Origin of the sequence: Streptomyces chumphonensis, assembly GCF_014779715.1 — a bacterium.
In the GTDB taxonomy this organism is placed as follows: Bacteria; Actinomycetota; Actinomycetes; order Streptomycetales; family Streptomycetaceae; genus Streptomyces; species Streptomyces chumphonensis.
The window spans coordinates 339497-357721 of record NZ_JACXYU010000004.1; the positions used below are offsets into that span (position 1 = coordinate 339497).

Genomic DNA, 18225 nt, shown 5'->3' on the forward strand with positions numbered 1-18225 from the left:
ACGCTTTCGTGCGTGTATTCGAACGGTGCGGACGAGAGCACCGCGCACAGGCAAGGAACGAGGCAGACCCATGACCGACCCGGTGAGGCTGGCAGGCGACGGCGAGATCGGTGAGTTCGACGAGAAGCGGGCGGAGAACGCCGTCCGCGAGTTGCTCATCGCCGTCGGTGAGGACCCGGACCGGGAGGGCCTGCGCGAGACGCCGGCCCGCGTCGCCCGGTCCTACCAGGAGATATTCGCCGGGCTGTGGCAGCGCCCCGAGGACGTCCTGACGACGACGTTCGACCTCGGGCACGACGAGATGGTGCTGGTCAAGGACATCGAGGTGCTCAGCTCCTGCGAGCACCACCTGGTGCCCTTCGTCGGCTTCGCCCACGTCGGCTACATCCCGTCGGCCGAGGGCAAGATCACCGGCCTGTCCAAGCTGGCCCGGCTGGTGGACGTCTACGCGCGCCGCCCGCAGGTGCAGGAGCGGCTGACGACGCAGATCGCCGACTCGCTGATGCGCATCCTCGAACCGCGCGGCGTCATCGTCGTCGTCGAGTGCGAGCACATGTGCATGACGATGCGCGGGGTGCGCAAGCCCGGCGCCAAGACGCTGACCTCCGCCGTGCGCGGTCAGCTCCGTGACGCGGCCACCCGCTCGGAGGCCATGAGCCTGATCATGGCCCGCTGAGCCGCGCGGTCCCCGCCGCCCCCGCCCCCGGTGCGGCGGACCGCCGCGGGTCAGCACATACGCTGGACGCATGAGTGCGAACCGGCGTCCACGGAGAAGCGTGTCCGGCCTCCCGCGGTGGGACCGCTGCGCGGTGATGGGTGTGATCAACGTCACCCCCGACTCCTTCTCCGACGGCGGCCGCTTCTTCGACCCGGCCGCCGCCGTCAAACGCGGTCTGGAGCTGGCGGCCGAGGGCGCCGACCTCGTCGACGTCGGGGGCGAGTCCACCCGTCCCGGAGCGCAGCGCGTGGACGAGGAGGAGGAGCTGCGGCGGGTGCTGCCCGTCGTGCGCGGCCTCGTCGGCGAGGGCGTGCTGGTGAGCGTGGACACGATGCGCGCCCGCGTCGCGGAGCGGGCCGTCGCGGCCGGGGCGCGGCTGGTCAACGACGTCAGCGGGGGCCGGGCGGACCCCCGCATGGTGCCGGTCGTCGCCGAGGCCGGGGTGCCGTTCGTCGTCATGCACTGGCGCGGGCAGTCGGCCGACATGAACGACCGCGCGGTCTACGGCGACGTCGTGCGCGAGGTGTGCGACGAGCTGCGGGCCGCGCTCGACGGGGCCGTCGCGGGCGGCATCGACGCCGACCGCATCGTCGCCGACCCGGGCCTGGGCTTCGCGAAGAACGCCGAGCACGACCTCGCGCTGGTGGCCGCGCTGGGGGAGCTCGCCGAGCTCGGCCGTCCGCTGCTGGTCGCCGCCTCGCGCAAGCGCTTCCTCGGCCGGGTGCTGGCCGGTGGGCCCGGGGCCACGCCGCCCCCCGCCCGGGAGCGGGACGCCGCCACGGCGGCCGTGACCGCCCTGGCGGCGCGGGACGGCGCGTGGGCCGTCCGGGTGCACGAGGTCCGGGCCAGCGCCGACGCCGTCCGGGTGGCGCACGCCGTCGAGCGGGCCGCCCGGTGAGCGGGGGGCGGCCGGAGGAGGACGCGGAGGCCGTCCTCCAGGAGGTGGAAGCGGCCAACACGGCGCTGTACGACGCGGTGGAGAGCGGCGACTACGACGCGCTGGCCGAGCTGTGGCTGGACGGCGACGTGAGCGTCGTGCACCCGGGCTGGCCGGTGCTGCGCGGCCGGGGCGAGGTGCTGCGGTCGTACGCGCTGATCATGGCGAACACGGACTACATCCAGTTCTTCCTCACCGAGGTGGAGGTCTCCGTCGTCGGGGACGCCGCTCTGGTGACGTGCACCGAGAACATCCTCAGCGGCGGTCCGGCCGAGGCCGACGGGTCGGCGGGGGAGCTGGTCGGCGGCCTCGTGGTGGCCACGAACGTCTTCCGCCGGGACACCGACGGCGTGTGGCGCGTCTGGTCGCACCACGGCTCCCCCGTCATCACGGGTGAGGACGACGCCGAAGGCGGTCCGGAGGAGGAGGCCCGGGGTGACGGGCCGGAGCACTCCGGCGGCCCGGCGGACTGACGGCCGGGTGACCGGCCACGCACCGGCCCGTCACCCACAGGGGTGGATGCGGGGAATACCGGCGTCCGCGCGTTCGGTTAGGGGTAGACGCGCCCGGTCGGCCCCGCTGTGGGCCCCCGCGAGCACGGACGCGGGGTCGGCGCGGGTAGATTCGACGCGGTGCCGCCGGGCCTCCGTGCTCCGGCACGCCGCGGCGGACACGGCATCACCGGACGAACGACACCGAACGGCAGGACGAGAGAGGCGGACGGGGTGACGCAGGCGTGGACCGGGTAGCCGTACGCGGGCTGAGGGCGCGCGGGCATCACGGGGTGTTCGAGCACGAACGCGCCGAGGGGCAGCTCTTCGTCGTCGACGTGGACATGGCCGTGGACACCCGGGCCGCCGCCGCGGGGGACGAACTGGCGAAGACCGTGCACTACGGCGTCGTCGCCGAGGAGGTGCACGCGATCGTCACGGGGGAGCCGGTGGACCTCATCGAGACGCTGGCCCAGCGGATCGCGGACCAGTGCCTCAGCCACGACGCGGTGCGGGAGGTGGAGGTGGTCGTGCACAAGCCGGAGGCCCCCATCACCGTGCCCTTCGACGACGTGACCATCACCATCAAGCGGAGCCGCTCATGACGCCGAACAGTGACCCCACCGTGCAGCCGGTACCGGCCTCCGTGGTGCGGCAGGTGGACGCCGCCGACTCCACGCTGGCCAACCCCCAGCGGGCCGTGATCTCCCTCGGCAGCAACCTCGGCAACCGCCTGGAGACCCTCCAGGGAGCCGTCGACGCGCTGGAGGACACCCCGGGTGTCCGGGTCAAGGCCGTCTCGCCGGTCTACGAGACGCAGCCCTGGGGCGTGGACCCGCAGTCGCAGCCCTCGTACTTCAACGCCGTGGTCCTCATCAAGACGACGCTGCCCCCCGCGTCGCTGCTGGAGCGCGGGCACGCGATCGAGGAGGCGTTCCAGCGCGAGCGCTCCGAGCACTGGGGCCCGCGCACCATCGACGTCGACATCGTCGCCTACCAAGACGTCGTCTCCGGCGACCCGGGCCTGACCCTGCCGCACCCGCGCGCCCACGAGCGCGCCTTCGTGCTCGTGCCCTGGCACGACGTCGACCCGGAGGCCGAGGTGCCGGGCGTGGGACGGGTGGGCGACCTGCTGCGCGGCGTCCCCCGGGAGGGCGTCACCGTCCGCACCGACGTCTCCCTCGTCCTGCCCGAATAGCCCGCCGGAGGCCAAGACCCCCGTGAAGCAGCTTCGTCTCCGCACTCTCCTCGGCGTCTTCCTGGTGAGCGGCGTCCTGGCCTGGGCCGGTGCGCGCCTGTGGCACAACCTGGGCTCGCTGCCCGCCGTCCCGGTGCTGGCCCCGGTCGTCCTCGGCGGCATCGCGGCGGTGCTGCTGGCCACGGCCCTCTCGCTGCGGTCCCGGCTGAAGGCCCAGCGCGAGCGGCGGCCGGGCGCGCGGGGTGTGGAGCCGATGCTGGCGGCCCGCGCCGTGCTCTTCGGCCAGGCGAGCGCCCTCGTCGGCGCGCTCGCGGCCGGGGTCTACGGCGGCACGGGCCTCCTCCTGCTGACCTCGGACCTCTTCCAGGTCGACCCGCGCCGCGACCAGGCCTTGTACGCCGGCCTCTCGGTCGTCGCCGCCGCCGGGGTCGTCGCCGTCGCGCTGTGGCTCCAGCACATCTGCCGTCTGCCGGAGGACGAGGACCCCGCGTCCGCCGCCCCCGTTTCGTGACCCGGGCCCGCCGGAGGGCAACCCCGCGGGCGGTCCGTCGGTCGTAGGGGCATGCAGCCTGCACGCACCCGGTTCCTGCTGGGACTCACCTCCGCCGCCACCGTCGCCGTCACCGCGTACGCGGCCCTGCCCTCCCCGGACACCGGCCCGCGGCTTCTCCCGCGCGGGGCGTACGACCCCGTCCGGGCCTCGGCCTCGGCGGCGGACTGGGCGACGCACGCCGACCACGTCGTCGTCCTCGACGTCACGCACGAGGAGCCGCGCGGCGGCCCGGACGCGTTCGGCTACCGGGGGCGGTCGGTCACGGCGCGGGTCGCGGAGGGGCTGTGGTCCCGTGAGGCCGCCCCCGCCCTGGCGGCGGACGTCACGCTGCGGGTCGACGGCTGGTACGAGGCCGACGGGGGCGGACGGCGGGAGGCCGGCGTGGAGGCCGCGTCCCGGATCGAGCCCGGTCACCGCTATGTGGTCGCCCTGGTGGTGGAGGGGCGGACGGCCGAACCGGTGGGGGTGGACGCCGTCGTCCCCTGCGACGGTGGGACGGTGGGGGCGGGCGAGTTCGAGGGCCGGACCGTCGCCCCGGACGTCTACCGGGACGCGGTGGAGCGGACGGCCGAGGACACCGTGGCCGAGTTCCTGTCCACTCCGGGGCGGACGGCGCGCGACGTGCGTCGGCTGCTGACGGCCGCCTCCGGCTGACCGGCGCGGACGCGGGCGGTGCGCAGCTCGTGGTCGAGGAGGTGGCGCTTGCGCTCCAGGCCGCCGCCGTAGCCCGTCAGGCCGCCGGTCGAGCCGACGACGCGGTGACAGGGCACGACGATGCCCACCGGGTTCCGGCCGTTGGCCAGGCCGACGGCCCGGGAGGCGCTGGGACGGCCGATGCGGCGCGCCAGCTCGCCGTAGGAGACCGTCTCGCCGTAGGGGATCTCCGTCAGCGCGGCCCAGACCGTCCGCTGGAACGGGGTGCCGTGCAGGGCGAGCGGCAGGGAGAACGCCGTCCGGGCGCCCGTGAAGTACTCCTCCAGCTGCTCCACGGCGCGGGGGAGGGCCGAGGCGTCGGGCACGCCGAAGCTCTCCCGTGACGGCCGGTGCCGCTGGTCCTCCATGTAGACCCCGCACAGGACGCCGTTCTCGGCCACCAGGGTCAGCGGGCCGACCGGGCTGTCCAGGACGGTGTGGGTGCGGTGCGCGTAGGTGTTCACGGCTCCAGTCTGCGCCCGCCGGGGCCGGTGGACCGGCGGGTTTCGGACACCGTCATGGGTGCACGCTGTCCAGGGTGACGGCGTCCCGAGGCCGGTCGCCGTCCTCCGTGGCCACGGAGCGGCGCAGCGCCTCGTGCAGCCGGGACGGGGTGAGCACCCCGGCGAAGCGCTCGCCGTCCAGGACGGCGACCCAGCCGGCGTCGTACTGGAGCATGGTCGCGAACGCCTGCTTGAGCGAGGCCCCGAGCGGCAGCCACGCGTCCATGCGGCGGGCGTGGGCGCGTACGGTCGCGGCGCCGTCCGCCGCGTCCGTCAGGGCTTCGGCCGACACCCAGCCGTGGAGCGCGTCCCGGTCGTCGAGGACGACGGCCCAGCGGGCGTCGTCGGCGCGCAGTCGGGCGGCGGCCCGGTCGAGCCGGTCGTCGAGGTGGACGACGGGGGGCTGCTCCAGGTCGGCGGGTTCGATGGGCGTGACGGAGAGCCGTTTCAGCCCCCGGTCCGCGCCGACGAACTCCGCGACGTAGGGCGTCGCGGGTGCGCCGAGGATGCGGGCGGGGGAGTCCAGCTGCTCGACGCGGCCCGCGCCGTAGACGGCGATGCGGTCGCCCAGCCGGACGGCCTCCTCGATGTCGTGGGTGACGAAGAGCACCGTCTTGCGCACCTCCGACTGGAGCCGGAGGAACTCGTTCTGGAGGTGCTCGCGCACCACCGGGTCCACGGCCCCGAACGGCTCGTCCATCAGCAGGACGGGCGGGTCGGCGGCCAGCGCGCGGGCGACGCCGACGCGCTGCCGCTGCCCGCCGGAGAGCTGGTCGGGGTAGCGCCCGCCGTGGACGGCCGGGTCGAGGCCGACGAGGTCGAGGAGCTCGGCGGCGCGCCGCCGGGCCGCCGCCTTGGAGGCCCCGAGCAGCGTGGGCACCGTCGCGGTGTTGTCCAGGACGGTCCGGTGCGGGAAGAGGCCGACCTGCTGGATCACGTAGCCGATGCGCCGCCGCAGCCGCACCGGGTCGGACGCGGCGACGTCCTCACCGTCCAGCAGGACGCGTCCGGAGGTGGGCTCGACGAGGCGGTTGACCATCTTCATCGTCGTGGTCTTGCCGCAGCCGGACGGGCCGACGAGGGTGACCAGCTCGCCCTCGGCCACGTCGAGGGACAGGTCGTCCACGGCGGTCGTGCCGTCCGGGTACCGCTTGGTCACCCGCTCGAATCGGATCATCACCGCCCCTTTCGCCGACCGGTTCGTCGGCTGGACATTCTGTCACTCGTGCGCGTTAGGGTCGCCGAGTGATGACGACCGGGACGGAAAGCTGTCTGTCCGCCAATGACTGGATCTGTGCGGAATACGTCCGCACGCGCGGTCCGGAGTTGACCGACGCGACGGTGCAGCACATCTGGATCACCCTCACCTCGGTCGGCGTCGCACTGCTCGTCGCGCTCCCGCTGGCGCTCGTGGCCCGGCGCTGGCGCGCGGCGGCCGGGCCGGTGCTGGGGCTGACGACCGTCCTCTACACCGTGCCCTCGCTGGCCATGTTCGCGCTGCTCCTGCCCCTCCTCGGGCTCTCACCGGCCGTCGTCGTCACCGGGCTCGTGCTCTACTCGCTCACCCTGCTCGTCCGCAACATCCTGGCCGGACTCGCGTCCGTGCCGGAGGAGACGCGGGAGGCCGCGCGCGGCATGGGGTACGGGCCGGCGCGGATGCTCGTGAGCGTCGAACTGCCGCTCGCCCTGCCCGGCGTGCTGGCCGGGGTGCGGATCGCCACCGTCTCGACGGTGTCCCTGACGACCGTCGGCTCCATCGTGGGCTACGGCGGGCTCGGCAACCTCATCTACAGCGGCATGGACAGCTTCTTCAAGGCGGAGGTGCTGACGGCCTCCGTGCTGTGCGTCGTGCTCGCCGTCCTCTTCGACGTCGCCCTGCTCGGCCTGCAACGGCTGCTGACGCCCTGGGCGCGCGCCGGACGGGCCGCGCGCCGCCGGCCGTTCCCCGGCGGCCCGCTGCCGCGTCGGCTCGGGAGGGCGGCCTGAGATGGGCGTGGTGAACGGGACCTGGGACTGGCTGACGGACGGCGCCAACTGGAACGGTCCGGGGGGCGTGTGGGAGCGGCTCGGGGAGCACCTGTTCCTCACCGGCGTCTGCCTGGGGCTCGCCTGCGCCATCGCCCTGCCCGTCGCGCTGTGGCTGGGGCACGTCGGACGGGGCGGCGCGCTCGCCGTCAACCTCTCCAACGTCGGCCGCGCCGTCCCGACGTTCGCCGTGCTGGTCCTGCTCGGCCTCACCCCGCTCGGCGGGCACGGCGCCTGGCCCACCGTCATCGCCCTCGTCCTGTTCGCCGTGCCGCCGCTGCTGACCAACGCCTACGTCGGGATGCGGGAGGCCGACCGGGGCGTCGTCGAGGCATCGCGGGGCATGGGGATGTCCGGCGGGCAGCTGCTGTGGCGCACCGAACTCCCGCTCGCCTACCCGCTGATCATGACCGGCGTCCGCTCGGCGGCCGTGCAGGTCGTGGCGACCGCGACGCTGGCCGCGCTCCCCGGCGGTGGCGGGCTCGGCCGCATCATCACCGCCGGCTTCCGCACCTACGACACGCCGCAGGTGGTGGCGGGCGCGGTGCTCGTCGCCGCCCTCGCGCTCGCCGTGGAGGGCGTCCTCGTCCTCGCCGACCGCCTCCTCGACCCGATGCGCGGCCGGGCCCGCGCCGCACGGGCCACGGGCGCGACGCCGCCGCTCACGGCCGACCGGGCCACGCCGTGACCCGCGCCGCCGCACCGCCGCACCACCGTCGTCCACGAGAAGGAGCAGCACCGTGAGAACCTCCCGCACCCCGCGCCGACCGCGCGGCACCGCCGTCCTCGCCGCCGCCGCGCTCGCCGCCGCCCTGACGGCCTGCGGCGGCGAGAGCCTGGAGGAGGAGGGCGGCGACGGCGGCGACGGCGGCGGCAAGGGTGCCCTCGTCATCGGGTCGGCCGGGTTCACCGAGTCGAAGATCATGGCCGAGCTCTACGCCCAGGTCCTCGCCGAGGCCGGGTACGACACCAGCGTCCAGCAGCTCGCCAACCGCGAGCTGTACGAACCGGCCCTGGAGAAGGGCGACATCGACGTCGTCCCCGAGTACGCCGCGACGCTGGCCGAGTTCCTGAACGCCAAGGTGAACGGCGCCGAGGAGGCGGCCGGGAACCCGGTCGCGAGCAACGACGTGGACGCCACGATGGCGGCCCTGGAGAAGCTGGCCGACCAGCGGGGGCTGACCGTGCTGGAGGCGGGCGACGCCGTCGACCAGAACGCCTTCGCCGTGAGCGCCGACTTCGCGGAGGAGAACGGGCTCAGCACCCTCACCGACGTCGGCGAGCAGAAGCTGGAGATCCGCCTCGCCGCCGGTGACGAGTGCCCCGAGCGGCCCTTCTGCCAGCCGGGCCTGGAGCAGACCTACGGCATCGACGTCACCGCGCTCGACCCCAAGGGCGTCGGCACCGTACCGGCCAAGCAGTCGGTGGCCGACGGCGAGAACGACATGGTCCTCACCACCACGACCGACGCGACGCTGGAGCAGTTCGGCCTCGTCCTCCTGGAGGACGACCAGGGCCTGCAGAACGCCGACAACGTCGTCCCCGTCGTCAACACCGGGGACGCGGGCGGCCAGGACGTCGCGGACGCGCTCAACTCCCTGACCGAGGTGCTGACGACGGAGGACCTCACCGAACTGAACCGCAAGGTCGACGCCGAGCGCCAGAAGCCCGCCGACGTCGCCCGCGCCTACCTGGAATCCGAAAACCTGCGGTAGGTCCGGAAGATCCGCCGGGGCGCGTGCCGCTGCGATAACCCTCGGAGAACAATGCGTCACGCGCCCTCCCGGACGAAGGCCACGCAGGGTAAATTCCGGACCATGCCACGAGGACGTCACCGGCAAGCGCCACCCCTGCACCGGATGCTCGCCCCGGCGGCCCTCGCCGCGACCGCGCTGAGCTGCGCGGGCGGCGCCTGGCTGGCCGCCGACGGGCTGCTGCCGCGCGTCCTCGCGACGGGCGCCGCCGCGACCGCCCTCGCGGCGGCGGCCCTGCTGCGCGGCTGGGACCGCGCGGCGGGCCGTCGCCTCGGCGAGGCCCAGGCCGCCCGCCGCAGCCTGGAGTGGCGCGTCGAGGAGCGCTGCGCCGAGCTGGAGGAGGACCTGGAGGAGGCGCGCGCGCTGCGCCGGACGGCGCAGGAGGAGGCGCGGGCCGCGGAGGAGACGTTCGAGCGGCTGCGCACCGAACACGCCGCGCTGCTGCGCCGGTACGCCCACGCCGAGACCGACCGCGCCTCGGCGCTGGAGGGCCGCCGTCAGCTCGCCATCGCCGCCGCCGAACCGGCGAAGGCGCTGCCGCCGGGCCGGTCCGCCTCCGCCGTGGGCCCCGACGCCTACCGCAGGGCCTGCGCCGCGCTCGACCTGCTGGCCGCCCGCTCCGAGGCGGCGCCGCGCCCGGAATCGGACGTCGGCGGCGCGGACGTCGGCGGCGCGGAACTCGGCGGCAGCGGGGACGGCTTCGACTACTTCGGCTCCGGCGGCCCCCGCCCCGCCGCGCGGCGTGAGGCCGCCCGCGCCTCCTGAGCCGTCGGCCCCCAGGTGTCGGTCTACTTGTCGATGTCGCCGACGACGAAGAAGAACGACCCGAGGATCGCGACCATGTCGGCGACCAGCGTGCCGGGCAGCAGCTCGGTGAGCGCCTGGATGTTGTTGAACGACGCCGAACGGAGCTTCAGCCGGTACGGCGTCTTCTCGCCCTTGGAGACCAGGTAGTACCCGTTCAGCCCGAGCGGGTTCTCCGTCCACGCGTACGTCGCGCCCTCGGGGGCCTTCAGCACCTTCGGCAGCCGCTGGTTGACGGGGCCGGGGGGCAGCTCGGCCAGCCGGTCCAGGCAGGCGTCGGCCAGCTCCAGGGCGTTGTGCGTCTGGGCGAGCAGCACCTCGAAGCGGGCCAGGCAGTCCCCGCCGTCCCGGGTGACCACGCGCAGGACGTCCCGCAGCTCCCCGTAGGCGAGGTAGGGCTCGTCGAGGCGCAGGTCGAAGTCGACCCCGGACGCGCGCGCGATGGGCCCGCTCACGCCGTAGCCGTGCACCGTCGCGGGGCTCAGCACGCCGACGCCCTCGGTGCGCGCGCGGAAGATCTCGTTGCCGAGCACCAGGTCGTCGTAGACGCCCATGCGGGAGCGCAGGGCTCCGACGGCGGCGCGGGCCCGGTCCGTCCAGCCCGCCGGGAGGTCCTCCTTGAGACCGCCGACGCGGTTGAACATGTAGTGCATCCGCCCGCCCGACAGCTCCTCCATCACGTGCTGGAGGTCCTCCCGCTCCCGGAAGGCGTGGAAGATGGGCGTGATGCCGCCGAGCTCCAGCGGGTAGGAGCCGAGGAACATCAGGTGGTTGAGCACGCGGTTGAGCTCGGCCAGGAGCGTCCGCAGCCACACGGCCCGCTCGGGCACCTCCATGCCGAGCATCCGTTCGACGGCGAGGACGACGCCCAGCTCGTTGGAGAAGGCCGACAGCCAGTCGTGCCGGTTGGCCAGGACGATGATCTGCCGGTAGTCGCGTGCCTCGAAGAGCTTCTCGGCCCCCCGGTGCATGTGGCCGACGACGGGCTCGGCGGCGCTGATCCGCTCGCCGTCCAGCACCAGGCGCAGCCGCAGGACGCCATGGGTGGACGGGTGCTGGGGGCCGATGTTCAGCACCATGTCGGTGCTCTCGGCCGCGCCTCCGATGCCGACTGTCGTCTCCGTCATGGGCCAAGTCTGACAGCCGGGCCGCCGCGCCGCTGCCGCCGCCTACCCTTGACCCATGCAGGAGCAGGCGCAGCACGGGCCGACGGGGGAGCCCCCCGAGCAGGGCGCACCCGTACCGGACGCACCGGAGGACGTACCCCGCCCCACCGCGACGGGAGGCGCGGCACCGGACGCCCCGGCGTCCCGGCCGACGGCCGGGCCGGCTGACGGGCCGACCAACGGCCCCTCCGAGCCCGGGGAACAGGAGTGGCGCGGCGTCGAACGGGCGCTGCTGAGCATGCGGCGCACGGTGCTCCTGACGGTCATGGGCGTGCTGACGCTCGCCACCGCCCTGCCGCTGGCCCTGCCGCTCGGCCCGGTGTGGGCACTGCCCGCGCTGCTGTGGCCCGCCGTCGCCGCCTGGGGCTGGTACGCGCTGGGCCGCAACTGGCGGTCCTGGCGGTACGCGGAGCGCGCCGACGACCTGCTGATCAGCCGGGGCGTGCTGTGGCGCGAGACGACGGTCGTGCCCTACGGGCGGATGCAGCTCGTCGAGGTCACCTCGGGGCCGCTGGAGCGCCGGTACGGGCTGGCCCGCCTCCAGCTGCACACCGCCGCCGCCACGACGGACGCGGCCGTCCCCGGGCTGGTGCCCGCCGAGGCGGAACGGCTGCGGGACCGCCTCACCGAACTGGGCGAGGCCCGATCGGCGGGCCTGTGAGTACCGACCGGGAGCCGGAGGGGCCGGACGGGCCGGACAGGCCGGACGGGCCGGAGCGGGACGCCGCGCCGCAGGAGGGCCGGCGGCTGCACCCCATCACGCCGTGGCGCCGGGCCTGGGCGCCCATCGCGGCGCTCGTCGTCTTCTCCGTGCAGGACTACCAGCGCACCCGGGCCTGGGCGGAGGAGCTGACGCTCGGGTGGCTGGCGCTGGCGTTCGCCGTCGTGGTGCCGCTGGCGGCCGGGTACGGCTTCGTCTCGTGGTGGGTGACGCACTACGCGGTGACGGACACCGAGCTGCGCATCCGCACCGGGGTCCTCTTCCGCCGCGTCGCCCACATCCGGCTGGACCGCATCCAGGCCGTGGACGTCTCCCGGCCGCTGCTGGCCCGCGTCGCCGGCGTGGCCAAGCTGAAGCTGGACGTCGTCGGGACGAACGAGAAGGACGAGCTGGCGTTCCTCGGCGAGGCCGACGCCGTCGCCCTGCGGGCCGAGCTGCTGGCCCGCGCCGCCGGGATCGCCCCGGACGCGGCCCCCGAGGCGGGCGAGGCGCCGGAACGGGTGCTCCTGCGGGTGCCGCCGGGCATGCTCACCGTCGCGCTGCTGCTGATGGGCAGCGGTTGGGGGTTCCTGGCGGCCCTCGTCGTGGTCCCCGGCTTCCTGTGGTGGGCGAGCGGCAGCCCGGCCGCCGCCCTCGCGGCGGCGGTGCCGATGGTGGGCGGCGCGTGGATGGCGACCGTGGGCCGCTACCTGTCCGAGTACGACTGGAAGGTCGCCGAGTCCCCGGATGGCGTCCGCGTCGACCACGGGCTGCTGAACCGGGAGCACGCCACCGTGCCGCCGGGCCGGGTGCAGGCCGTGCGGATCTCGGAGCCGCTGCTGTGGCGGCGGCGCGGCTGGGTGCGCGTCGAACTGGCCGTCGCGGGCAACGGCGGCGACACGCTGCTGCTCCCGGTCGCGGAGCGGGCGGTGGCCGCCCGCGTGCTGGCCACGGTGCTGCCGGGGGTGGACGTGGCCGCCGCGGTGGCGGCGGCCCGGCCCGTGGCGCGCCGGGCGCGGTTCGCGGTGCCGGTGTGGTGGCACGGCTACGCGCACGGGGTCACCGACGCCGTCTTCGTCACCCGGCACGGACGGCTGCGGCGCGTGCTGGAGCTGGTGCCGCACGCGAAGGTGCAGAGCGTGCGGCGCACCCAGGGCCCGTGGGAGCGGCGGCTCGGCCTGGCGGACGTCCACGTGGACCACGGTGCGAACGGCTCGGTGGTGGCCCGCCTGCGGGACGCCGAGGAGGCCGAGGCCGTCGTCGTCGCCCAGGCGGAACGTTCGCGCACCGGACGCCGCACCGCCCGCCCGGAGCGCTGGCTGACCTGAGCACGCCCGCCGACCCGGGACGCCCCGCGACCGGCACGGCCCGCTCAGCGCAGCACGTCGCCCGTGCCCACCGGCTCGACGAGCCACAGGTGCCCGCCCAGCCCGGCCGGGTCGAGCAGCTCCGCCGCCTCCCCGGCCCGCACCAGCGCCCGCACGTACCCGGCCGGGTCGGCCGAGGCCGAGGCGAGCGGCGGCCGGTCGCCGCGCACCCCCAGCCGGGCCAGCGCCGTGCGCTGCGGCAGCAGCGCGGCCCGCGGCCCGGCGCAGGCGTCCAGCGCGACGTGCGCCGTCAGGTCGCACGACCCGTCCGGCACCGGGAGCACCGGTCGGCCCGCGCGGTAGCCGGTCAGGGTGCCGAAGGGCGGCCGGTCCGTCCGCAGATGGCCGTAGTCCACGGCGACGGCCAGCCCCCGGTCCAGCACGCGGACGGCCGCCCGCCACGCGGCGTCCCGGGGGCCGCCCGGCTCCGCCCGGTGGCCCGGCTCCGGCGGGCCGGGCCACCACCGGTCCAGCCACCGCGCGTCCGCCCCGGAGACCGGCGGGCCCAGCCGCTCCACCCCGTCCGTGCGCACCTCCACCCGGCGCCAGCGCCCCCCGTCGTCCGCCTCGACGACCTCGCAGGGCACGTTGTCCAGCCACTCGTTGGCGAACACCAGGCCGCTCAGGCCGCCTTCCGGCAGCGCGGACCGCCACGCCACCCGCGGGTCCAGGCCCGCCGGACGAGCCGCCCGCTCCACGGCGACGGGACGCACCCGGTCCGCCACGTCGGGCGGCAGCGCGGCCAGCACGCCGGTGAGCAGTTCGCCCCGACCCGCCCCGACGTCGACCAGCGCGAGTTCCGGCGGCCCGCCCAGCTCGGCGTCCACCCGCAGCAGGAGTTCCGCGACGGCCTCCGCGTACCGCGTCGAGGCGTGCACGGAGGTGCGGAAGTGGGCGCCCGGCGCCTCGCGGACGAAGAAGCCGTCGGGGCCGTAGAGGGCCCGCTCGGCGGCGTCCCGCCAGCCCGTGAACCCCGCGTCCGCATCGCTCGCGCCGCCCATCGCGGGGCCTCCCCTTCCACTTCGGTTCCGACGCCGTCCACCAGGCCGGGTACCGGCCCGGGGCCGTCCCGTATCCACCCTGGGAAGTAGTTGAACGTAGCAGGGATCGATCCTCCGGTTGACCCGTCGGCCGTTCGGGCTGTTTACGCTGGGTGACGTGCACCGGCTCTACGAGTTCCTCCGCAGACATCCCATGTGGGTGGACGGCTTCTGGGCCGTCTGCCTGCTCATGATGTCCGCCGTGTGGCTCGTCGCCGAGGCGTCCGCCGCGAACCACGGCGGCGCGCTCGCCGAATGGCAGGTCCTCGCCGCGATCCCGGTCACCCTCGCGCTCGCCGTCGTCGTCTGGCTGCGCCGCCGCTGCCCGCAGCAGATGCTGCTGCTCGCCGCCCTCGCGGGCGTCGCCCAGCTCGTCACCGACGTCTTCGCCGTGCCACCGGACTTCGCGATGCTGGTGATCGTCTTCACCGTCGCCTCCGGGCCGGTGCGCTGGGCCTCGCTGCTGGCGCTCGGCGGGGCCTTCGTCGCCCCCACCCTCGCCGCCCTCCGCTTCTTCGCCGGCGAGGGCAGCTCGCTCAGCACCATCGCCGGCCTGGTCTTCCTGACCGTCTGCTTCCTGCTGGCCTGGGTGCTGGGCGACTCGCTGCGCACCCGCCGCGCCTACTACGTGCAGCTGGAGGAGCGCGCCGCCCGGCTGGAGCGGGAGCGGGAGGCGCAGGCCAAGGTCGCCGTGGCCGCCGAGCGCGCCCGCATCGCCCGGGAGCTGCACGACGTCGTCGCGCACAACGTGTCGGTCATGGTGGTGCAGGCCGACGGCGGCGCCTACGTCCTGGAAACCGCGCCCGAGCAGACCCGGCAGGCCCTGGAGACCATCTCCGGCACCGGGCGCCAGGCACTCGCCGAGATGCGACGGCTGCTGGGCGTCCTGCGCACCAGCGAGGACGGTGAGGCGGGCGAGTACGTGCCGCAGCCCGGCGTCGACCAGCTCACCGAGCTCGTCGAGCAGGTGCGCGGCACGGGCCTCACCGTTGACTTCCGGGTCGACGGCTCCCCCCGCCCGCTGCCCAGCGGCGTCGAGCTGACGGCGTACCGCATCGTGCAGGAGGCGCTCACCAACACGCGCAAGCACGGCGGACCCGACGTGGGGGCGACCGTCCGCCTCACCTACGGCACCGACGAGCTGAGCCTGCTGGCCGAGGACGACGGGCGCGGCTCCCAGGCGGAGCTGTACGAGGAGGGCGGCGCGGACGGCCTCGGGCACGGGCTGATCGGCATGCGCGAACGCGTCGGCATGGTCGGCGGCCGGCTGGAGGCCGGCCCCCGCCCCGGCGGCGGCTTCCGCATCCACGCCCGGCTGCCGCTGGCCGGACGGACCTGACGCCACCCCTCAAGCCGCCGCCCCGCCCGCCGAGACCGCCGAGACCGCCCAGACCCCGCTGAGAAGAGGACCCACCCATGACCGTCCGCGTGATGCTCGTCGACGACCAGGCGCTGCTCCGCACCGGCTTCCGCATGGTGCTGGCCGCCCAGCCCGACATGGAGGTCGCCGCCGAGGCGGGCGACGGCGCCGAGGCCCTGGCCGCCCTGCGCGCCATCCACGTGGACGTCGTCCTCATGGACATCCGCATGCCGGTGATGGACGGCGTCGAGGCCACCCGGCGCATCTGCCAGGAGGGCGAGGGCGGTCCGGGCGGCCCGAAGGTGCTCATCCTCACCACCTTCGACCTCGACGAGTACGCCTTCGCCGCCCTCAAGGCCGGTGCGAGCGGCTTCCTGCTGAAGGACGTGCCGCCCGGCGAGCTGCTCAACGCCATCCGGGCCGTGCACAGCGGCGACGCCGTCGTGGCGCCGTCCACCACCCGGCGGCTGATCGACCGCTTCTCCCCGATGCTCCCCGGCACGGCGGACGCCGCCGAGCACCGCGAGCTGGCCCGCCTCACCGACCGGGAGCGCGAGGTGCTGCTGCTCGTCGCGCAGGGCATGTCCAACGGGGAGATCGCCGCCCACCTCGTCCTGTCGGAGGCGACGGTCAAGACGCACGTCGGCCGCATCCTCACCAAGCTCGGCCTGCGCGACCGCGTCCAGGCGGTCGTCCTGGCCTACGAGACCGGCCTCGTCCGCGCCGGCCGCGGCTGACCGCTCAGCGGGCACGCCTCCGGCTCGGGACCGGGTCGGCTCGACGCGGCACCCAGCCTCCGGCGGATCGCTCCGACCACCGTGGACCCGTACGGGTGCGCGCGACGCGGGCAGGCTCGCGGGAAACACGGATGCGCGAGGCGGCGTCCGTCCGGAACGATGCGGGCATGACCCGTGCGCCCCACGCCGCCCTCCCGCCGCTGTCCGTGCTGCGGGCGTTCCGGCTCACGGGCCGGCCCCGACCGCTGGACGGAGGCCAGGGGCAGAGCGTCCGTGTGGGTGACGCCGTGCTGAAGCCGGTCGGCGACCGTGCGGACGTGGAGTGGACCGCGCGGTTGATGAACGGCCTCCAGGGCAGGAAGGCGTTCCGGGTCCCACAGTTCCTGCCCTCCGTGACCGGAGGGCATGTCGTCGACGGGTGGGCTGCCACGCGGTTCCTGACGGGCGAGCCGGGACCTGTCGGCAGATGGGACTCTCTGTTCACCGCCGCGAGGGACTTCCACCAGGCTCTGCGGGACGAGCCGCGTCCCGAGCGGTTGGACGTGTACCGGCATCCGTGGGCGGTGGCCGACCGCGTGGCCTGGGGCGACTCGACCGCGGAGGTACCGGCGTCCGTGCGGCGGCCGGTCGCCCGACTGCTGGCGCTCCGCGAACCCGTCGCCATGCCTGATCAGCTCGTTCACGGTGATCTGACGGGAAACGTTCTCTTCGCTCCCGGCCATGCTCCCGCGATCATCGACTTCTCCCCCTACTGGCGGCCGGTCGCCTACGCAGATGCCATCGTGGTGATCGACGGCCTGCTCCACCACGGGGCCGGACCGTCCCTGGCGGACTCGCTGCCCCCCGGCGTCGAGAGCGCGCAGACGCTCGTGCGGGCGCTGATCTTCCGCCTGGTCGCCCTCGGGATCCTGGCCGGCCCCGACGGTACGCCCGCTGATCAGGAGCTGCTCGGGTTCGCCCGGGTGTCCGGGCTCCTCGAAGAGAGAATCCGTGGTCGGCGAGGCCAGGACCCTACCGGGACCGGGCGTACGTCAGGAACGACGTGAGTGCCGTGTGGACGTCGGCGGCGCTCCAGTCGAGGCCCGCCGCGTCGACGGTGACCTCCGTGAGGGCCAGCCCCGGCGCCCCCGCCGCCGTCCAGCGGCCGAACAGCGCGGTCCCGGTCTCCTCGGCCTGCCGCAGCGAGGCCAGCGTCAGCGCCTCCGCGTCGCCCGCGAGCCACACGTGGAACTGGTGGGTGTGCGGCTCCTGCGGCTGCACCCGCGCCCACGGCACCTCCGCCGCCGCGAAGCCGGACCGCAGCGCCGCCGCGACGAGCCGGGCGCGGGCCACGTACGACGGCAGCCGGGGCAGCTCCCGCTCCAGCCCCCGCAGCGCCGTCAGCGCGGCGGGCCACTGCTGGAAGACCGAGCCGCCGTACCGGTGCCGCCACACCCGGGCCTCGTCGGCCAGCTCCGCCGGACCGGCCAGCGCGGCGCCGGACAGCCCGCCCAGCGACTTGTAGAAAGAGACGTAGACGGAGTCCGCGAGCCCGGCGATGTCGGGCAGCGGACGGTCGAACCACGTCGTGCACTCCCACAGCCGCGCCCCGTCGAGGTGGACGACCGCGTCCCGTTCGCGGGCCGCCGCCACCGTCCGCGTCAGCTCCTCCCAGGTGGGCAGGACGAAACCGGCGTCCCGCAGCGGCAGTTCCAGCATGACGGTGCCGACCGGCTCGTCGAGGGCGCGGACGTCCTCGGCGGTGACGGGCGTGTGCTCGGTGCCCATCCGTACCGGACGCAGGCCCGCGACGCGTTCCAGCGCCTCCCGTTCGTGCCGCACCGGGTGGGAGTCGGCGTGCAGGGCCACCCGAGGGTCGCCGGTGCGGGCCGCCCAGCAGCGCAGGGCGGCCTGCTGGGCCATCGTCCCGGTGGGGAACCACACGGCGGCCGGGAGGTCCAGCAGCTCGGCGGTCCGCTCCTCCAGCCGCTCCACGACGCCGTCCCCGTAGAAGTCCGGCCACCCGTCGAGGTCCGCGGCGGCGGCGTCCGCGACGTCCGCGAGGCGCTCGCCGACGGACCGCAGCGGCCCCGACCACAGCTTCCGCTCCGCGCCGCGCAGCGCGGCGAGCAGCCGCTCCCGGGGGACGCCGCCGGCCTCTTCGCCCTCGCCCGTCATGCCCGCATCCTCACCCATCGTG

At 75.2% G+C, this 18225-nt stretch carries 21 protein-coding genes; 16 read left to right on the top strand and 5 right to left on the bottom strand.

Annotation, left to right across the window (positions count from 1 at the left end):
- Positions 1-70 precede the first annotated feature (70 nt).
- From folE to IF129_RS11485, 7 genes are all read left to right on the top strand, one after another.
- Positions 71-676 (top strand): GTP cyclohydrolase I FolE, encoded by a 606-nt coding sequence (gene folE, locus IF129_RS11455; RefSeq protein ID WP_191209449.1) that lies wholly within the window; start codon positions 71-73, stop codon positions 674-676.
- A gap of 100 nt (positions 677-776) precedes the next feature.
- Positions 777-1616, top strand: a complete 840-nt coding sequence (folP, locus tag IF129_RS11460) for a dihydropteroate synthase (protein WP_318153675.1) — start codon at positions 777-779, stop codon at positions 1614-1616.
- Positions 1613-2128 carry a nuclear transport factor 2 family protein gene (locus IF129_RS11465; protein WP_191209451.1) on the top strand — a complete coding sequence of 172 codons (516 nt, stop codon included), beginning with the start codon at positions 1613-1615 and terminating at the stop codon, positions 2126-2128. The genes folP and IF129_RS11465 overlap by 4 nt, the downstream gene beginning before the upstream one ends.
- A 263-nt stretch (positions 2129-2391) precedes the next feature.
- Complete coding sequence (folB, locus tag IF129_RS11470; RefSeq protein ID WP_191209452.1) at positions 2392-2751, top strand: dihydroneopterin aldolase; 360 nt, start codon at positions 2392-2394, stop codon at positions 2749-2751.
- Positions 2748-3344 carry a 2-amino-4-hydroxy-6-hydroxymethyldihydropteridine diphosphokinase gene (folK, locus tag IF129_RS11475; protein WP_191209453.1) on the top strand — a complete coding sequence of 199 codons (597 nt, stop codon included), beginning with the start codon at positions 2748-2750 and terminating at the stop codon, positions 3342-3344. Before folB ends, folK begins: the two co-directional genes overlap by 4 nt.
- Before the next feature lie 22 nt (positions 3345-3366).
- Complete coding sequence (locus IF129_RS11480; RefSeq protein WP_191209454.1) at positions 3367-3855, top strand: DUF3180 domain-containing protein; 489 nt, start codon at positions 3367-3369, stop codon at positions 3853-3855.
- A 51-nt stretch (positions 3856-3906) separates the two neighbouring features.
- A complete protein-coding gene (locus IF129_RS11485) occupies positions 3907-4551 on the top strand; it encodes a hypothetical protein (RefSeq protein ID WP_191209455.1) in 645 nt (214 codons plus the stop codon).
- Here the strand turns inward: IF129_RS11485 and IF129_RS11490 are convergent.
- Positions 4440-5054 carry a methylated-DNA--[protein]-cysteine S-methyltransferase gene (locus tag IF129_RS11490; RefSeq protein WP_318153676.1) on the bottom strand — a complete coding sequence of 205 codons (615 nt, stop codon included), beginning with the start codon at positions 5052-5054 and terminating at the stop codon, positions 4440-4442. The genes IF129_RS11485 and IF129_RS11490 overlap by 112 nt on opposite strands.
- 52 nt (positions 5055-5106) lie before the next feature.
- Complete coding sequence (locus tag IF129_RS11495; protein ID WP_191209456.1) at positions 5107-6270, bottom strand: ABC transporter ATP-binding protein; 1164 nt, start codon at positions 6268-6270, stop codon at positions 5107-5109.
- 71 nt (positions 6271-6341) lie between these two features.
- Here IF129_RS11495 and IF129_RS11500 point away from each other — a divergent pair, with 71 nt between their 5' ends.
- From IF129_RS11500 to IF129_RS11515, 4 genes are all read left to right on the top strand, one after another.
- Positions 6342-7079 (top strand): ABC transporter permease, encoded by a 738-nt coding sequence (locus tag IF129_RS11500; RefSeq protein ID WP_191209457.1) that lies wholly within the window; start codon positions 6342-6344, stop codon positions 7077-7079.
- A gap of 1 nt (position 7080) precedes the next feature.
- On the top strand, positions 7081-7806 hold the full coding sequence (locus IF129_RS11505) for an ABC transporter permease (protein ID WP_191209458.1): 726 nt from the start codon (positions 7081-7083) through the stop codon (positions 7804-7806).
- 52 nt (positions 7807-7858) lie between these two features.
- Positions 7859-8833 carry an ABC transporter substrate-binding protein gene (locus IF129_RS11510; RefSeq protein ID WP_191209459.1) on the top strand — a complete coding sequence of 325 codons (975 nt, stop codon included), beginning with the start codon at positions 7859-7861 and terminating at the stop codon, positions 8831-8833.
- A 102-nt stretch (positions 8834-8935) separates the two neighbouring features.
- Positions 8936-9637, top strand: a complete 702-nt coding sequence (locus IF129_RS11515; RefSeq protein ID WP_191209460.1) for a hypothetical protein — start codon at positions 8936-8938, stop codon at positions 9635-9637.
- A 23-nt stretch (positions 9638-9660) separates the two neighbouring features.
- Here IF129_RS11515 and IF129_RS11520 read toward each other — a convergent pair whose 3' ends face one another.
- The gene (locus IF129_RS11520; protein WP_191209461.1) at positions 9661-10803 is read right to left on the bottom strand and encodes an NADH-quinone oxidoreductase subunit D; all 1143 of its coding nucleotides are present in this window, start codon (positions 10801-10803) and stop codon (positions 9661-9663) included.
- A 55-nt stretch (positions 10804-10858) separates the two neighbouring features.
- Here IF129_RS11520 and IF129_RS11525 point away from each other — a divergent pair, with 55 nt between their 5' ends.
- Together IF129_RS11525 and IF129_RS11530 are read left to right on the top strand one after the other, a co-directional pair.
- On the top strand, positions 10859-11503 hold the full coding sequence (locus tag IF129_RS11525; RefSeq protein ID WP_381479979.1) for a PH domain-containing protein: 645 nt from the start codon (positions 10859-10861) through the stop codon (positions 11501-11503).
- Positions 11500-12870: a PH domain-containing protein gene (locus IF129_RS11530; protein ID WP_318153678.1), complete on the top strand. Its 1371-nt coding sequence runs from the start codon at positions 11500-11502 to the stop codon at positions 12868-12870. The genes IF129_RS11525 and IF129_RS11530 overlap by 4 nt, the downstream gene beginning before the upstream one ends.
- A 44-nt stretch (positions 12871-12914) precedes the next feature.
- On the opposite strand, the gene IF129_RS11535 is transcribed toward IF129_RS11530, so the two are convergent.
- Positions 12915-13910 (bottom strand): SAM-dependent methyltransferase, encoded by a 996-nt coding sequence (locus IF129_RS11535; protein ID WP_191209462.1) that lies wholly within the window; start codon positions 13908-13910, stop codon positions 12915-12917.
- Positions 13911-14067: 157 nt separating this feature from the next.
- Here IF129_RS11535 and IF129_RS11540 point away from each other — a divergent pair, with 157 nt between their 5' ends.
- The 3 genes from IF129_RS11540 to IF129_RS11550 all read left to right on the top strand — a co-directional run bounded on the left by IF129_RS11540 (position 14068) and on the right by IF129_RS11550 (position 17092).
- Positions 14068-15288, top strand: a complete 1221-nt coding sequence (locus tag IF129_RS11540; RefSeq protein ID WP_191209463.1) for a sensor histidine kinase — start codon at positions 14068-14070, stop codon at positions 15286-15288.
- A 77-nt stretch (positions 15289-15365) separates the two neighbouring features.
- Positions 15366-16046 carry a response regulator gene (locus tag IF129_RS11545; RefSeq protein ID WP_191209464.1) on the top strand — a complete coding sequence of 227 codons (681 nt, stop codon included), beginning with the start codon at positions 15366-15368 and terminating at the stop codon, positions 16044-16046.
- 167 nt (positions 16047-16213) lie between these two features.
- Entirely contained in the window at positions 16214-17092 is an 879-nt protein-coding gene (locus IF129_RS11550) for a phosphotransferase (RefSeq protein WP_191209465.1), read from the top strand.
- Here IF129_RS11550 and IF129_RS11555 read toward each other — a convergent pair.
- A complete protein-coding gene (locus IF129_RS11555) occupies positions 17058-18221 on the bottom strand; it encodes a threonine aldolase family protein (protein ID WP_224754752.1) in 1164 nt (387 codons plus the stop codon). The genes IF129_RS11550 and IF129_RS11555 overlap by 35 nt on opposite strands.
- Positions 18222-18225: the final 4 nt, after the last annotated feature.

Coding starts and splice junctions, on each gene's coding strand:
- IF129_RS11495 (WP_191209456.1), bottom strand. CDS start 6,270: ATGATCCGATTCGAGCGGGTGACCAAGCGGTACCCGGACGGCACGACC.
- IF129_RS11485 (WP_191209455.1), top strand. CDS start 3,907: ATGCAGCCTGCACGCACCCGGTTCCTGCTGGGACTCACCTCCGCCGCC.
- folE (WP_191209449.1), top strand. CDS start 71: ATGACCGACCCGGTGAGGCTGGCAGGCGACGGCGAGATCGGTGAGTTC.
- IF129_RS11555 (WP_224754752.1), bottom strand. CDS start 18,221: ATGGGTGAGGATGCGGGCATGACGGGCGAGGGCGAAGAGGCCGGCGGC.
- IF129_RS11515 (WP_191209460.1), top strand. CDS start 8,936: ATGCCACGAGGACGTCACCGGCAAGCGCCACCCCTGCACCGGATGCTC.
- IF129_RS11525 (WP_381479979.1), top strand. CDS start 10,859: ATGCAGGAGCAGGCGCAGCACGGGCCGACGGGGGAGCCCCCCGAGCAG.
- IF129_RS11545 (WP_191209464.1), top strand. CDS start 15,366: ATGACCGTCCGCGTGATGCTCGTCGACGACCAGGCGCTGCTCCGCACC.
- IF129_RS11520 (WP_191209461.1), bottom strand. CDS start 10,803: ATGACGGAGACGACAGTCGGCATCGGAGGCGCGGCCGAGAGCACCGAC.
- IF129_RS11550 (WP_191209465.1), top strand. CDS start 16,214: ATGACCCGTGCGCCCCACGCCGCCCTCCCGCCGCTGTCCGTGCTGCGG.
- IF129_RS11505 (WP_191209458.1), top strand. CDS start 7,081: ATGGGCGTGGTGAACGGGACCTGGGACTGGCTGACGGACGGCGCCAAC.
- IF129_RS11535 (WP_191209462.1), bottom strand. CDS start 13,910: ATGGGCGGCGCGAGCGATGCGGACGCGGGGTTCACGGGCTGGCGGGAC.
- IF129_RS11500 (WP_191209457.1), top strand. CDS start 6,342: ATGACGACCGGGACGGAAAGCTGTCTGTCCGCCAATGACTGGATCTGT.
- folK (WP_191209453.1), top strand. CDS start 2,748: ATGACGCCGAACAGTGACCCCACCGTGCAGCCGGTACCGGCCTCCGTG.